The sequence below is a fragment of the Sporosarcina sp. Y838 genome (genome assembly GCF_056786515.1).
This window is the reverse complement of the sequence record NZ_JBXCJD010000005.1, coordinates 179,280-195,242: the sequence shown is the minus strand read 5'-3', so window position 1 is coordinate 195,242 and position 15,963 is coordinate 179,280. Positions and strand designations below refer to the sequence as shown.

The following is a 15,963-nucleotide window of genomic DNA, read 5'->3' as shown; positions in this document are numbered from 1 at the left end:
GAAGGATGTAGTTCAATCCTTCCCCCCTGTAGGCCTCAAGCTCGATTCAAAATCTGGACGCAATTACGCCGAGGCGCAATTGATTTAAATAGGAGGAATTGTAAATGAGTTATAATCACGGGCAAATTGAAAAGAAATGGCAACAGCACTGGAAGGACAATAAAACATTTAAAATGATGGATGATCCATCAAAACCGAAGTTCTTTGCGTTAGATATGTTTCCATATCCATCGGGGGCGGGTCTTCATGTTGGGCATCCCCTAGGCTATATCGCGACAGACATTTTAAGTTCATTCAAACGGAAGCAGGGCTATAATGTCCTTCATCCGATGGGCTGGGATGCCTTTGGACTTCCGGCCGAGCAATATGCGCTTGATACAGGAAATGATCCCGCTGAATTTACAGCGAAGAATATAGCGACGTTCAAGCGTCAAATGAATGATCTCGGATTTTCATACGATTGGGACCGTGAAATTAATACAACGGATCCATCTTATTATAAATGGACGCAATGGATTTTCATCCAACTTTACAACAAGGGCTTGGCTTATGTTGATGAAGTAGCTGTTAACTGGTGCCCAGCACTAGGTACGGTTTTAGCGAATGAAGAAGTGATTGACGGCAAGTCAGAACGTGGCGGTCATCCAGTCGAGCGACGTCCGATGCGCCAATGGGTACTGCGTATTACAAATTACGCAGATCGTCTTCTTGAAGATTTGGATGAACTGGACTGGCCGGAAAGCTTGAAAGATATGCAACGTAACTGGATTGGTCGTTCAGAAGGGGCGCAGCTGACGTTCGAAATTGATGGAACTGATCTGACGTTTGAAGCATTTACAACACGTCCGGATACGATTTTTGGTGCGACATATGCAGTGCTTGCACCAGAATTAAAATTGGTTGAACAAGTGACTACTGCAGAACAGAAAGATGCAGTCGAAAAATATCTAAATGAAGTGAAAATGAAAAGTGATCTTGAACGAACAGATCTTGCGAAAGAAAAAACTGGTGTCTTTACGGGGGCTTACGCAATCAACCCTGCAAGCGGTGAAAAAATGCCAATCTGGATCGCGGATTATGTTCTTGCGACTTACGGAACGGGTGCAATCATGGCGGTTCCTGCACATGATGAGCGTGACTATGAGTTCGCAAAAGAATTTGACCTTCCAATCATTGAAGTTGTAGCAGGCGGCGACGTTTCTGCAGAAGCGTATGTTGGAGATGGCAAACATGTCAATTCAGGTTTCCTTGACGGATTAGGGAAAGATGAAGCAATTGAAAAAGCGATCGCTTGGTTTGTTGAAAATGGCAAAGGCGACAAGAAGATTACATTCCGTCTTCGTGACTGGCTGTTCTCAAGACAACGCTACTGGGGCGAGCCGATTCCAATTATCCACTGGGAAGATGGCACGATGACACCAGTTGAAGAAGCGGATTTACCACTCGTATTACCGGTAACGGATAATATCAAACCAAGTGGAACGGGTGAGTCTCCACTTGCAAACATCGAGGAATGGATAAATGTGACACATCCTGAAACAGGTATGAAAGGTCGCCGCGAAACGAATACGATGCCGCAATGGGCGGGAAGTTGCTGGTATTACTTGCGTTACATCGATCCGGATAACGATGAGATGATCATCGACCCTGAACTTGCGAAACGTTGGTTGCCTGTAGATATCTACGTAGGTGGCGCAGAACACGCGGTTCTACATCTGCTTTACGCACGCTTCTGGCATAAAGTACTTTACGATATCGGTGTTGTACACACGAAAGAGCCATTCCAGAAGTTGTTCAACCAAGGAATGATTCTTGGTGAAGGCAATGAGAAAATGTCGAAATCTAAAGGCAACGTTGTCAATCCTGATGATATTGTTCATTCACACGGGGCAGATTCACTACGTCTTTATGAAATGTTTATGGGACCTTTAGAAGGTTCAAAAGCATGGACGACAAATGGTCTCGATGGTGCTCGTCGATTCCTTGACCGAATCTGGCGCTTGTTTGTCAATGAAGATGGATCTCTAAGTACGAAAATTGGTGGAAAAACAGGTGGGGCACTTGAAAAGGTCTACCATCAAACAGTGAAAAAGGTGACGGAAGACTTTGAGGGAATGCGTAATAATACTGCGATTTCTCAGTTGATGGTTTTCATAAACGAAGGCTATAAAACAGATACAATTCCAAAAGAATATGTAGAAGGTTTCGTGAAAATGATTTCTCCAGTGGTACCCCATCTTGCAGAAGAGCTATGGGAGAAGTTGGGCCATACGGAGACGATGACGTATGAAACTTGGCCAACATATGACGAATCGAAGCTTGTCGATGATACTGTCGAAATGGCTGTTCAAATTAATGGGAAAGTGCGTGCTAAAATCATCGTATCGAAAGATGTTACGAAGGATGAGCTTGAAAAGCTTGCACTGGAAGATGAACATGTGAAAACACTTCTTGAAGGCAAAGAAGTGAAGAAAGTCATCGCGATTCCAGGAAGACTTATTAATATTGTTGCATAGGATAAAGAAAGAAAATCCGCCGAAAGAGATGTATCTCTTCCGGCGGATTTTTTTAGTTGGGTTTCTTGAATCTGGCGTATAGTTTTCTATTCTCAATGTTTATAAATCAGTCGCGTGCTGTCCTGCATTCATGCCTGCAATTCTGCCGGTAACAAGTGCAGAAGTGATGTTATAACCGCCTGTATAGCCGTGAATATCCAAAATTTCACCACAGAAGTAGAGTCCTTCTTTCTTGCGGGAACCTAACGTTTTTGGAACGATTTCTTTGACGGAGACCCCACCGCCTGTGACGAATGCTTTTTCAATTGGTTGAGTACCATTGACGTTCATTGAAAAAGCCTTTAATAATTTCGTCAAAGTACGAATTTTTTCTACTTGCATCTGGGCTCCGGTTTCAGCTGGGTCAATTCCCGCCCGGTCGAATAAAAACAGCATCCAGCGTTCAGGTACAATTCCTTTTAACACATTCTTCACGGCTTTCGTTGAATCCGTTTTTAATGATGTGTTGAGCAGTTGGAAAACTTTTTCTTCATTCAGTGCAGGCATTGAGTCGATTCTCATTTCAACGGGCTTGTTGCCGTTTTTCATCCGTTCTTTCACAACGAATTGACTGCATCGTAAAATCGCAGGACCGCTTAAGCCGAAATGGGTGAACAACATGTCCATTTGATGCGTGATAAGGTTTTTGCCTTTGGCGTTTAGGACGGATACCGCCACGTCACGAAGCGCAAGACCTTGTAGATCCTTTGAGACAATGAAAGGTTCATTTGATAGTAAAGGAACTTCTGTTGGATAAAGTTCTGTCACGGTATGGCCGGCTTTTTCCGCCCATGGATAGCCGTCGCCTGTTGAACCGGTTTGAGGAACCGCTTTTCCACCGACCGCTACAACAACAGCATGCGAGCGGATTTCCTCGCCAGAATCGAGTCTGACACCAAGAATTTGTTCTTCATTCATCAAAAGTTTTTTTACGCGCGTTTCTAATCTCACTTCAACATTTAAACGATCCATTTCTTCAAGCAATGCATTGACAACATCCTTTGCTTTATTCGAAACGGGGAACATTCTACCGTGATCTTCTTCTTTTAATGCAACGCCAAGACCCTCGAAAAAGGTAATGATGTCTTCATTATTAAAAACGGCGAAGGGACCGTACAAAAAACGTCCATTGCCTGGAATGTTTTTAACGATTTCTTCTTGAGGCAAACGGTTTGTAACGTTACAACGTCCGCCCCCTGAGATGGCCAGTTTAGTGCCAAGTTTTTTACCTTTTTCAAGCAGGAGAACTTTCCTTCCGTTTTCAGCAGCAGCGATTGAAGCCATCAATCCTGATGGGCCTCCGCCAATGATGATGACGTCTGCATCAACATAATTAGTAGTCATTATTTTATCAAGCCTTTCGGTAATGAATTATTAAGTATTAGTTTAACACAGCATCATTAAAAAGCATTGAGGTGGTTGAAAAGGAGAAAAGTAGCAGATGAAAAAATAGCAACCGCATGTGGTACAATTATCATACATGTGAGATTTAAGTGAAGATGTCTTAGAATGGGTACTCAAGCGGATTTGATGGTGTTTTTCATTTGGTTGAAAATTTCTTTACCAAGACTGAGACGGTACATGTATTGAATTTTAAAGATGAGGAAGCAAAGTTAATGTACATGAGTATATTTGCTTTGACGAAGAATCGGGAGAGTGTACGGAATGACTAGAGATGAAAATAGCGAAGTTGAAGGACATAGTAGTGAGCAAGTTGAACATCAAGAGAAAACGTATTTAACAAGCGCAGAGAAAGAGCAAATAAGACACGAAGCGTTTCAACAAAAAGAGTGTCAGCGCATCTATAATAAACTGATTAGCCATGCAGGAGGTACGGATATAGTCAGGAAAGGCAGGAGATTGATAGCGAAAAAAATTGCTACAACTTGCTTCCTAAATGCAACAGAGCCTGACTATGAAGAATTTAAGCAAGGTGTACTGATTGCTAACGAAAAAATTAAGTTAAAACGAGATTAACCACGTTAAACTTGCCTAGCGTTATGAGACATATATAGACTCCCTTCAGGTTGTCTTTTTCCATGACTAAATGGATGAAGGTAGCCTGATTTATCTTTATTCAGCAAATGTTTTTGTACTGAAAGCGAAGCGTCAGCTACAGAAAACTCTTGCCTCCATAGGTGGGAGATGAATACGGGTTTTATTCCTATTCAGCGGGTGTCCATAGGCCCGCTGAACAAAGAAAAAGTCTCTGGCGGATGTCACAGATTTTGAAAGGAGTTAATGAAGGCAACCTAAGATCGCCGCGTCCTGCGGCAACTAGGAAGGATGCAGTTCAATCCTTCCCTGTTGCATGACCTACAAGGAAGGATGGAGTTCAATCCTTCCCCCCTGTAGGCCTCAAGCTCGATTCAAAATCTGGACGCAATTACGCCGAGGCGTAATTGATCTTTAATTTAATCCCCATTATACGAACTCTGCGATTTTTTATTTGGCGACTGCCCCTTTGTTTCACTGGTCTATACGTTTTACTCAAACCTTTGTAAGATGCCGACGTCATACATATTGTAAACCACGCTTACAGTTTTTTCAATTCGACACATTTCGCCGTTATTCATTGTGAAAAACGGCGTGTGGGGGTAAACTGTTAAGTAGATTTAGGGAGATTGGAAGGATTAATTATGTCATCAAATCTTGTAAAAGGGACCGCCATACTTACGGTGGGGCTGTTTTTATCTAAAGCACTTGGGCTTTTGTATTTAATTCCGCTTTATGCAATTGTTGGAGAAGAAAATATCGGATTATATCAATACGCTTATATTCCTTACAATATTGCATTGGCCATCGCTATTTCTGGAGCACCATTAGCAATATCAAAATATGTCTCGAAATATAATGCCTTAGGCGATTATGCAACCGGACGGAAATTACTGAAGTCTGGAATGCTTGTGATGACGCTGACAGGTATTGTTTCATTTATTACTCTCTATTTATTGGCTGAGCCAATTGCCCACCTCGTTCGTAGAGATGAAGAACAAATATTTACGATAGATGATATTGCCGGCGTTATCCGTTGGGTTAGTTATGCACTTCTTGCTGTACCACTTATGAGTATCGTGCGTGGCTTCCTTCAGGGATATCAGAAAATGGAGCCGACAGCAGTGTCGCAACTTGTCGAACAGATTGTTAGAATCATTGTCGTTCTTGGGGGCGCATTTATTGTCGTTAATGTCCTGGATGAATCTCCAAAAGCAGCAATCAGTTTTGCAGTATTCGCAGCATTTATCGGAGCACTAGCAGGTCTTGTAGTCCTCTTTAAATACTGGAAGTCCTATAAGCCTGAACTGGATCATCTACTTTCGAATAGTCCTCCAGCGAGTAATATTTCTTTCAAAGAGATGTATACAGAAGTATTTGCTTATATATTGCCATTCGTTCTCGTTGGCGTGATCAATCCTCTTTATCAGTTCGTTGACATGATCACATTTAATGAAGCCATGAAATCAATCGGAATGTCTAAGGTTTCCGATACTTACTTAGGGATGTTGAATCTACTGACCCATAAGTTTGTTATGATTCCGGTGATGGTAGCAACTGGATTTTCAATGGCTTTGATTCCGGTCATAACTAGTTATTATGCAAAAAAAGACCAAAAAGGAATCACACGTTCACTTGATCAAACATTTCAAATTATGTTGTATTTGACAGTTCCGATGGTTATCGGATTAATCATCTTATCAAATGAGCTTTACCAATTTCTTTATAGTGAAAGTGCTGTCGGAGCAGGAATTCTGGCAAGTTATGCACCAGTCGCTGTTTTGTTTGGATTATATTCAGTGACAGCTGCAATTCTTCAAGGTATTGATCGGCATAAGTGGATTGTGTTTACTTCTTTACTGGGCCTGTTATTTAAGCTTGCACTCAATATACCGCTCATTCAAATGTTTGAAACGAATGGTGCTATTCTTGCAACTGCAATTGGATACTCAGTCGCAGTAGGCATCAATATTGCCATCATTTCAAAAACCCTTCATTATAAATCGAAGATGGTATTTAGAAGACTAATCCTAATCGCTATATTAAATATCATTATGTTAGTTGCGGTTATGTTTACGCTGAAAGGCTTGACGGCGCTCAGTCCTGCTGACGGAAAAATGCAGTCTCTCTTGTACATTTTTATATGTGCAACAGTTGGTGCAGTCATTTATGGGTATCTGTCACTTAAAACTGGTCTCGCACAGAAGTTGTTCGGTGAGCGATTGACTAAATTCACGAAGAAATTAGGCTTTTTAGGAGGGAAATAATGCGTTTAGATAAATTATTGTCAAATATGGGATACGGTACTCGTAAAGAAGTTAAGCAACTTATGAAAAAAGGGGCTGTTCGAGTAAATGAAGATACAGTAAAGGATTCCTCAATGCATGTCAATGTGGACAGTGATGTAGTAACGATACTCGGTGAGCGGGTTGTCTACAAAGAATTTATCTACTTGATGATGAATAAGCCACAAGGTGTGTTATCTGCAACGGAAGATTCGAGAGATAGGACAGTTGTTGATCTGCTGGATGAAAAGTATCAGATTTTTGAACCCTTTCCAGTGGGTAGGTTAGATAAAGATACGGAAGGTTTTCTTTTGCTGACAAATGACGGCAAGCTTACGCATAATTTATTGTCTCCTAAAAAAGGTGTTCCGAAAACGTATTATGCACATATCGATGGGATTGTTACGGGGGAAGACGTTGAACGGTTTTTAGAAGGTGTTACATTGGATGATGGCTACGAAACGAAGCCAGGTCAACTGAATATTTTGAAGTCAGATGTCATTTCTGAAGTTGAATTAACAATTACAGAAGGAAAATTCCATCAAGTGAAGCGGATGTTTGAGGCGGTTGACAAGACGGTCATCTACTTAAAACGCTTATCAATGGGACCTTTATCTTTGGATGAAAGTCTAGCACTAGGGACATACCGAGAATTGACAGTAGAGGAAATAGAACAGCTCATGCAGATTTCAAAAAAATAAAAAGGGCTGAGCCGTTAGATACGGCTCAGCTTCTTTTATAGTTTAACTAATTCTATAATCTCGTACCGTAGATAACTTCTATTATGGATATTGTGCTTATAGCCCACGGGCGCCTTTTTAGAGGGCGTCAGGCGCGTACGCTTAAGATTGTGCCCAGACTGCAGGCGCCAGCCTATATGCCTGCGGAAGCAGGGTTAAGAGCTGGCGCCTTTCGCTTTTCAAAATTACGTGCGGGTCAAGAAGATAATTTCACTTTTTTTGCTGTCGTTGTCCATTTACCTCGCACCGGGCTCATTATAAGCTCGTTGTATTCCAGGACGTTTAAGTCCCTTTGGACAGTACGGTGAGTGATACCAAATTCTTCTACCAGGTTTTCTGTAGTTACAGTTCCATTATCAAGGATGTAAAAATATACATCTTTGATGCGTGTAAGCATACGATCAGTTGCAGGTTTCAAGTGTGGAATCACCCCTTCATCTTCATTATCCAAAATCATTGGTCATGAGACTTATGAATGTTGCCTAAAGCACGTTGAAATTATTCCTGACACCGCACATCCTTTCGAAAAGGTTGGTACGTCAGATTATTTTTTCTGACAATACCAGTATAACTTATTTATGTAAAGATTGCATGAATTTTTTGTGAAGATTCAGTGAAAGTGGTTTCCACTTTATTTTCTTAGTCTAACGTGTGAAAATAGGCTTATTAAGAAGGAGGGTGTCTTGATTGATGGATTGGAAAATTGAGGTCTTGAAAAACAAAGAGAAGCTGATAGGGGATTTACAGCAATTGATTGCCATTCCTTCTATTTTAGATGAAAGCGCAGCTACGGAAGAAATGCCATTTGGGCCAGAACCGAAACGCGCCTTAGACTGGATATTAGAAGAAGGTAGAAAAGCTGGGATGCTTGTAAAGAATATAGATAATATGGCGGGACATATTGAAATGGGTCAAGGGGATGAACTTTTAGGAATTCTTTGCCACGTTGATGTGGTTCCTGCAGGGAGCAATTGGAATTATGGACCGTTTGCCGGGACGGTGGATGATGATAAGTTATTTGGGCGTGGTGCTATAGACGATAAAGGACCGACAATTGCAGCATGGCACGCGATGAAAATGGTTCAAGAATCTGGAATTATGCTGAATAAGCGAGTGCGCCTCATTATAGGAACAGATGAAGAAAGTGGATTCCGTTGTGTGAAACGATATTTTGAAAAAGAAGAAATGCCAAAGATTGGCTTTGCTCCTGACGCGGATTTCCCAATTATAAACGCTGAAAAAGGAATTGCCTCTGTCCTATTTAAACAAAAAGCAGTATTTGCTGATCAACAACTCCTGTACTTCAAATCAGGCAATCGGACGAATATGGTTCCTGATTATGCTGAGGCACATCTTGCGGGGGAAGTCGAAATTGATAATGAGCAATTCGTTACATTTTTAAATATTCATAATGTGACGGGGGGCATTGCCAATGAAAGCGGTCATACTGTCATCAATTTAAATGGGAAATCTGCACACGCGATGGAACCTAACAATGGAATAAATGCAGCTGTACTTTTAGCTTCCTATTTGAATCGTATACTTAAAGAAGGCCCATCGAAGGACTTCACTCAATTCATGTTTGATGCATTTGCAAATGAGTCGCGCGGACTGTTTCTTGGTTTAGCATTCAATGATGAAATGTCGGGAGATACAACGCTGAATGCGGGTATTGTTACCTTTGATTCTAAAACCGGTGGTGAAATCAACGTTAGCATGCGTTATTCAGTCACCTATTCGTTTGAAGAGAAAATAACGACATGTATGGAAAGGTTGGCAGATACGCCATTTTCAATGGATGTAGGATCGAACTCGGAACCCCATCACGTCGATGCTGCTGATCCTCTCATAAGGACTTTACAAGAGGTGTATACTAAGCATACCGGAGAACACGCCGGGCTATTGGCGATTGGCGGTGGCACCTATGCACGCGTCCTTGACAAGGGAGTTGCTTTTGGAATGTTATTCCCTGGTAGGGAAGATGTAGCTCACCAGGCTGATGAATATGTTTATATAGACGATTTAGTGAAAGCGACAGCCATTTATGCAGACGCAATTTGCGGTCTGGCGAGTGGAGAAACGAAAGGGGAATAAAGATGACAGTGTATTTTGTTGACGGACAGTTTACTGAGCGTGAAGGATTAAACATTTCGATTGACGATCGTGGATATTATTTTGGTGATGGTGTCTATGAAGTGATTAAAGTATATGGTGGAGAATTGTATACGGCAGAAGAACATATCAATCGTTTGTATCAAAGTGCTAGAAAAATAAAGTTAGCAATACCTTATGCAGAAGTCCAATTGATGGAGATTGCACGTCAATTAGTAGCTGCTAATAATATTTTAGTTGGTCATGTCTATCTGCAGATTACACGCGGCTCCGCACCTCGACTTCACCAATTTCCTGATTTATCGGTTTCGCCAGTCGTTACTGCATATGCGGTCAACAACCCAAGACCTTTAACAGATATTGAAAACGGAGTCCGAGTTAAAACCGTGGCAGATGTTCGCTGGTTGCGCTGTGATATTAAAAGTCTAAACTTGCTTGGAAATGTTCTCGCTAAACAAGAAGCTATAGAAGCAGGTTGTAGCGAAGCACTACTTCATCGTGACGGTGTTGTGACGGAAGGATCTGCATCGAATATGTTCGGCGTAAAGGATGGAGCAGTTTATACTCATCCGGTTACGAATCTTATATTGAATGGAATCACGCGACAAGTTGTGCTTGAGCTCTGTAAGGAACAAGGGATTCCATTTATAGAAAAATCATTTACATTGGACGAAGCATTCGAAATGGATGAATTCTTTTTAACGTCAACAAGTTCTGAAGTAATGCCAGTCATTTCAATCGACGATCGGCTTTTAGGGTCAGGAGTACCGGGTCTTGTGACGAAAAAGTTACAAGAAGCATTTGTGGTACAGATTCCGACTTTCATCTCGGGTAATTAATGATAGACAGTATGTGATCGGAGTGATTGGACATGGCGCAACTTGTCAAACTTCTCGACTATGTCTCCCGTTACGAACAGGATCTATCACGTTACTCTTCACAGTATATCCGCTTAAAAAGATATCAATGGGAACGTATGAAGACCCAATGGGAAAGTGGCGCAGATTTATCAGAATGGCAACAGGGGATTCAAGATAATCCAGTAGAACCGATTGAAGAAAAATGGTTTTCCCCCCTAGTCCGGCTCTTTGGTCAACGGAGAACGGGACTGACAGAAATGAATCCTGCCAACGAAGAGATTGTAAGCGAAGATGAAGAAGACAATTTCGGCTTTAACCCGAACTTAATTCATAACCCATCCAATTTAGAACAACTAAGAAGTCTGTATTTGGATCAACTTTTTCATTTTCAGATAAAATGGGCTAGCTCTACGTTAATGGATAAGTCCAAAGTCAATACTCGTTTTACGCGAGATACCCTTTTAAGGAGTTTCGCCCAGCAGCTTCCAGACAATTATTTATTGTTCTATTACCCGATTCTGTTATTAAAAAAAGCGCCTGTGGAACTCGATATTATCATCGTGACACCAGTTGAATGCCAATGCATAACTGTACTTGAATCTGAGAATCTTGCGGCTTATAGCGGTAGCGGGGACAGATTCTGGCTAAAGAAGTCAGGTAACAAAGATTCGAAAATACTAAGTCCGCTTATCGCGCTAAATCGAACTGAAAAAATTATAACTAGCATATTTAATGCTCAAAAAATTGATTTTCCCATTCGAAAATATTTGGTTTCACGAAATGGGTATATCGATCACCCTGGAAAGGCATTCGATGTTGAAATTATTGATAGGCGATCCTACGAGGAATGGTTTTCTAGGCTCAGTAAATCGTCTGTACCAATGAAATCGACACAGTTCAAAGCAGCCCAATCAATTCTTAATGTGGGACAAACAACTTCGATTAGCAGATTATTTGGTCCTAATGACGAACAACCCGCTGAAGAATAATTAATTATAAATAGAAAAGAGTGTATATAATGCGACTTCGCAATAAACCATGGGCGAGGGACTATATGGCAGAACACCCCGATGTCCTTTTAGCAGAACCAGAAAAAATGATAAATGGGTGGCATACCCTTTTTGGAAACGACAATCCGATTCATATTGAAGTCGGATCAGGAATGGGTCAATTTATTATCGGCATGGCAATTGCCAACCCAAATGTGAATTATATCGGTATTGAACATTTTGATAATGTGATTGTTTCAGCACTTGAAAAAGCGGTGGAAGCAAATAAACCATCAAATTTACGATTGTTTCGTGCAAATGGAATGGATCTTGCAAAGATCTTCCATAAAGGAGAAATCGACAGAATATATTTGAATTTTTCCGATCCTTGGCCGAAGGCTAGAAATGCAAAACGGAGATTAACACATGAAACATTTTTAAAGTTATATGAAGAAGTACTCGCGCCCGGAGGGGAAATTCATTTTAAAACGGATAACCGTCTTCTGTTCGAATACTCACTTGTATCTATGTCACAGTACGGTATGAAACTTTGTTTAGTATCCCTCGATTTACATGCAGAAATGCCGGAGGATAATATAATGACGGAATACGAAGAGAAATTTTCAGCTAAAGGTCATCCGATATACAGACTTGAATCCAGATTTACAAACACGTAAGTTAATTAGGGAATGGGGGCTGTTTCATGGATACATATACATTTCATGCAATGAAGTTGACATGGCTAGATGGCAGCGGAAATTATTTAGACGGTGGGACAATGTTTGGTGTTGTTCCAAAAGCTCTCTGGTCGAAGCGCTATGAATCAGATGAACAAAATCGTATTAAAATGAGAAATGATCCGATTCTGATTCAGTTCGCAGGGAAAAATATATTGATTGACACTGGTCATGGAAATGGAAAAATGTCTGAAAAGACGAAAAGAAATTTGGGGATTTTCGGAGATTCGAAGGTGGTAGAGAATCTGTCCCAGCTCAACCTGTTAGCTGAAGATATAGATATAATTTTAATGACGCACTTGCATAATGACCACGCGGCTGGTTTGACAGAATGGCGTGAAGGGAATCTAGTTTCCGTTTTTTCAAATGCAACTATTTTTGTTTCGAAAATTGAATGGGACGAAATGCAAAGCCCGAATATCCGATCCAGAAATACATATTTAAAAGAAAACTGGGAGCCTGTTCAACAGCAGGTAAAGACATTTGAAGAAAGCATGACGATCATGCAGGGGATTGAAATGGTTCATACAGGCGGTCATAGCAATGGTCATAGTATTATCAAATTGACGCAAGGTGGCGAGACGATTCTTCATATGGCTGATATCATGCCTACTCAGGCACACAGTAATCCATTGTGGGTATTGGCTTTTGATGATTACCCGATGACATCGATTTTTGCAAAAGAGAAATTGATGAAAGAAGCACTTGCGGGGAGTTATAGATTCACTTTTTATCATGATGCTTATTACAGACTAGTGAGATGGGATACAAGCGGAAAAGAAATTATCGAATCAATTAAAGTTTCAGGTAAGTAAAAAAAACCGTCACACGCCCGCAGACTTCCGGGCGTATGACGGTTTTTTATTAGGCTTTTACTAGTTCAACAACTGTACCCGTTTTTGCGTCGGCCGCAAATTCGAATTGTTCCAGTACACCTTCTTTAATCCGTGATATGCCACCACGGTAAACATCCATTGTAATTACATTGTTCGTGTATGGCTCAGTTTTCATGACAATCCATGAACCATCTATTGGACCTTCGTTTTTAAAAGCATCTTTAATTGTGTTTAAAACCGAGTCTGCAGAAACATTCTGATTCATACGGTCGATTGATTCACTGACAATAACTCCAGCAGCAACACCTGTCAACACACCAGCTAGGAAATCTTTTAACTTCATATTCATTACCCCCTACAATCGGTATTTCAACTAGTGTACCACAAATTTACTTATCTTTGCCAAGCTAGCCAATGGAAATAGTAATTCGATTAACGAATTAATCGTTGGAAAGTTTCTGACTAATCGACTACACTAATTACAGAAGATTAATACATGATAAGTAGGGGGCAATATTCAATGCACAAAGATACACTTGAGATGTTTAAAACGTTGACTGAACTTCCGGGCGCACCGGGTAATGAACATGCTGTGCGTGATTATATGCGGGGTGAACTTGCTAAGTATTCCGATGAGTTGATTCAAGATAATCTGGGTGGTATTTTCGGTGTCAGAAAAGGTCCTGAAGATGGTCCGCGTATTATGGTTGCTGGCCATATGGATGAAGTCGGATTCATGGTGAGTCAAATAACGGATAATGGAATGATCCGTTTTCAGCCGCTTGGCGGATGGTGGAGCCAAGTCCTTCTAGCGCAACGTGTTGAAATTATAACGGTAAACGGTCCCGTAACCGGTGTGATTGGTTCGATTCCACCGCATTTGCTAAGTGATGCAGTGCGGAACAAGCCGATGGACATTAAAAATATGCTAATCGATATTGGTGCAGATAATAAGGAGGACGCAATAACAATCGGCATCCGTCCTGGTCAACAAATTGTACCTGTTAGCCCGTTCACACCACTGGCAAATAACAAGAAAATACTTGCTAAAGCATGGGATAACAGATATGGCTGTGGTCTAGCCATTGAGTTACTAAAAGAAGTACATGGTGAAGAGTTGCCAAATAATTTGTACTCAGGAGCAAACGTACTTGAGGAAGTCGGTCTCCGTGGAGCCGCAGCGGCTGCAACAATGATCAATCCAGATTTGTTTTATGCGTTAGATGCGAGTCCTGCAAATGATGCTGCTGGTGATAAGAGTGAGTTTGGTCAACTTGGAAAAGGTGCATTACTTCGTATTTTTGATCGCACGATGGTAACACATCGTGGCATGCGCGAATTTATCCTTGATATGGCAGAAACACATAACATTCCTTATCAGTACTTCATCTCACAAGGTGGAACGGATGCTGGTCGAGTTCATACATCCAATGAGGGAGTTCCAAGTGCTGTGATTGGCATATGTTCACGCTATATTCATACATCGGGATCTATCATCCATACAGATGACTATGCGGCGGCAAAAGAACTACTTGTGAAATTAGTACAAGCAAGTGATAAAACGACAGTGGAAACAATCAAAAGCAATGTTTGAGTATTGCGCTATCATAGACTGATTAAGGTCGTCCTAGCACTCCCTAGTGATGTGCCAGGACGACTTTCTAAATGGATAAATCGGAGGGGAAGTTGAATGGATTTTATGATTGGTTCTGTCAATGTGGCAAAAGTAACAGCTGCAAATGATGTTATTTCTCACTACTTCCCACATTCAATCATTTCAAGCGTTGAAGTAGGTTCGGGCGTTTCTAATCAACCGTACGGTGACGAGGAGACAAGGTTAGGAGCAATCAATCGTGCTTTACGAGCTGCAGGCAAGAACGGAGAAACGATTGGAATCGGGCTTGAGGGTGGCGTTCGTTTAATCGATGAGCAAATGTATCTTTGTAATTGGGGAGCTCTCGTACTTCCTAATGGAAAAAGGTTTACGGCTGGTGGAGCACAAATACCCTTACCGCAAGAAATTGCTGTAAGGGTGGCAGCGGGAAACGAACTTGGCCACGTTGTCGATACCTATTTTGAATTGAGTGGAATCCGAAGTAAAGAAGGAGCGATAGGCATGTTTACTGCAGGTGCGGTAAATCGTAATGACCTATTTAAACATATTATGCAACTACTAATCGGACAATTAAAATACTATCAACGTTCACAGTAATTACGAAGTTGCCACATCTATAAGTTGTAAGAGGTTGCAACAGGAGAGTAACATCTTTAAAATGGTTATGGAGTTCAAATTAATGATTGGAGGAAATCGAATGTTCCGGAAATGGAAATTCATATTCCTGATGATGATATCCATTATACTGCTTACAGCATGTGGAAAATCGCTTGATGAAAGAGCTGCTGCAGGAATCGAGGCGGCGCGAGAAGCATTTCAATTGAATGATAAAAATCCTACTGAAGAAATAGATGGTATTAAATTATACAAGCCTGCCGGGTTTGCGATGAATGATAGTTCAGATGAGCAAAATATCGTCTTTACAAAAAATGATGAGACGTTCATCCTTTTTATTAATCCAAATGAGAAGAGTGACAGTAAACTATTTTATGATTTGCTCCTAATCGATAAGAGTAAAGAAATTATTGAGCAAGCCACATTCTCTGATGATGGCACGTTCGGTTTCGCAGCGGTTGTAAAAAGCGGTGAGGATAATGTGGAGCTTATTGTAAGTGTAGGTGGATCCAAAATCACGACAATGACAAAAAAGAAAAAAATTGAAGAAAACTTACCGAAGATGATGGAAATCGTACGGTCTATTCAGCAGAGTTCTACTACAACTGCCGAGTAGGCAACATG

The 15,963-nt window shown here is 41.0% G+C and carries 15 protein-coding genes; 12 read left to right on the top strand and 3 right to left on the bottom strand.

Annotated elements, in window-relative coordinates; all coding sequences use genetic code 11:
• Nucleotides 1–104: 104 nt before the first annotated feature.
• The gene (leuS, locus tag AC1TO4_RS09220; RefSeq protein ID WP_482105069.1) at nt 105–2,516 is read left to right on the top strand and encodes a leucine--tRNA ligase; all 2,412 of its coding nucleotides are present in this window, start codon (nt 105–107) and stop codon (nt 2,514–2,516) included.
• Between the two features lie 99 nt (nt 2,517–2,615).
• On the opposite strand, the gene AC1TO4_RS09215 is transcribed toward leuS, so the two are convergent.
• Nucleotides 2,616–3,899, bottom strand: a complete 1,284-nt coding sequence (locus AC1TO4_RS09215; protein ID WP_482105068.1) for a BaiN/RdsA family NAD(P)/FAD-dependent oxidoreductase — start codon at nt 3,897–3,899, stop codon at nt 2,616–2,618.
• Between the two features lie 321 nt (nt 3,900–4,220).
• On the opposite strand from AC1TO4_RS09215, the gene AC1TO4_RS09210 reads away from it, so the two are divergent.
• From AC1TO4_RS09210 to AC1TO4_RS09200, 3 genes are all read left to right on the top strand, one after another.
• Nucleotides 4,221–4,532 (top strand): hypothetical protein, encoded by a 312-nt coding sequence (locus tag AC1TO4_RS09210; protein ID WP_482105067.1) that lies wholly within the window; start codon nt 4,221–4,223, stop codon nt 4,530–4,532.
• Between the two features lie 662 nt (nt 4,533–5,194).
• Nucleotides 5,195–6,817: a putative polysaccharide biosynthesis protein gene (locus AC1TO4_RS09205; RefSeq protein ID WP_482105066.1), complete on the top strand. Its 1,623-nt coding sequence runs from the start codon at nt 5,195–5,197 to the stop codon at nt 6,815–6,817.
• Entirely contained in the window at nt 6,817–7,536 is a 720-nt protein-coding gene (locus tag AC1TO4_RS09200; RefSeq protein WP_482099840.1) for a pseudouridine synthase, read from the top strand. Before AC1TO4_RS09205 ends, AC1TO4_RS09200 begins: the two co-directional genes overlap by 1 nt.
• 235 nt (nt 7,537–7,771) lie before the next feature.
• Here the strand turns inward: AC1TO4_RS09200 and AC1TO4_RS09195 are convergent, their stop codons facing one another.
• On the bottom strand, nt 7,772–7,993 hold the full coding sequence (locus AC1TO4_RS09195; protein ID WP_482100110.1) for a DeoR family transcriptional regulator: 222 nt from the start codon (nt 7,991–7,993) through the stop codon (nt 7,772–7,774).
• 272 nt (nt 7,994–8,265) lie between these two features.
• Here AC1TO4_RS09195 and pepV point away from each other — a divergent pair, with 272 nt between their 5' ends.
• The 5 genes from pepV to AC1TO4_RS09170 are packed head-to-tail and all read left to right on the top strand — an operon-like array spanning nt 8,266 to nt 13,088.
• The gene (gene pepV / locus AC1TO4_RS09190; protein ID WP_482105168.1) at nt 8,266–9,669 is read left to right on the top strand and encodes a dipeptidase PepV; all 1,404 of its coding nucleotides are present in this window, start codon (nt 8,266–8,268) and stop codon (nt 9,667–9,669) included.
• Nucleotides 9,670–9,671: 2 nt separating this feature from the next.
• Nucleotides 9,672–10,526 carry a D-amino-acid transaminase gene (dat, locus tag AC1TO4_RS09185; RefSeq protein WP_482099839.1) on the top strand — a complete coding sequence of 285 codons (855 nt, stop codon included), beginning with the start codon at nt 9,672–9,674 and terminating at the stop codon, nt 10,524–10,526.
• 32 nt (nt 10,527–10,558) lie between these two features.
• Nucleotides 10,559–11,536, top strand: coding sequence for a nuclease-related domain-containing protein (locus tag AC1TO4_RS09180; protein WP_482105065.1), 978 nt, complete (start codon nt 10,559–10,561; stop codon nt 11,534–11,536).
• A 29-nt stretch (nt 11,537–11,565) separates the two neighbouring features.
• On the top strand, nt 11,566–12,213 hold the full coding sequence (gene trmB, locus AC1TO4_RS09175) for a tRNA (guanosine(46)-N7)-methyltransferase TrmB (RefSeq protein WP_482099837.1): 648 nt from the start codon (nt 11,566–11,568) through the stop codon (nt 12,211–12,213).
• Nucleotides 12,214–12,239: 26 nt separating this feature from the next.
• On the top strand, nt 12,240–13,088 hold the full coding sequence (locus AC1TO4_RS09170; RefSeq protein WP_482099836.1) for a YtnP family quorum-quenching lactonase: 849 nt from the start codon (nt 12,240–12,242) through the stop codon (nt 13,086–13,088).
• Nucleotides 13,089–13,137: 49 nt separating this feature from the next.
• Here the strand turns inward: AC1TO4_RS09170 and AC1TO4_RS09165 are convergent, their stop codons facing one another.
• Complete coding sequence (locus AC1TO4_RS09165; protein WP_482099835.1) at nt 13,138–13,452, bottom strand: hypothetical protein; 315 nt, start codon at nt 13,450–13,452, stop codon at nt 13,138–13,140.
• A 177-nt stretch (nt 13,453–13,629) separates the two neighbouring features.
• Between AC1TO4_RS09165 and AC1TO4_RS09160 the strand changes: the two genes are divergently transcribed.
• From AC1TO4_RS09160 to AC1TO4_RS09150, 3 genes are all read left to right on the top strand, one after another.
• Nucleotides 13,630–14,703 carry a M42 family metallopeptidase gene (locus AC1TO4_RS09160; RefSeq protein WP_482105064.1) on the top strand — a complete coding sequence of 358 codons (1,074 nt, stop codon included), beginning with the start codon at nt 13,630–13,632 and terminating at the stop codon, nt 14,701–14,703.
• Nucleotides 14,704–14,799: 96 nt separating this feature from the next.
• Entirely contained in the window at nt 14,800–15,321 is a 522-nt protein-coding gene (locus AC1TO4_RS09155; RefSeq protein WP_482099833.1) for a DUF84 family protein, read from the top strand.
• Nucleotides 15,322–15,421: 100 nt separating this feature from the next.
• Nucleotides 15,422–15,955, top strand: coding sequence for a hypothetical protein (locus AC1TO4_RS09150; RefSeq protein ID WP_482105063.1), 534 nt, complete (start codon nt 15,422–15,424; stop codon nt 15,953–15,955).
• Nucleotides 15,956–15,963: the final 8 nt, after the last annotated feature.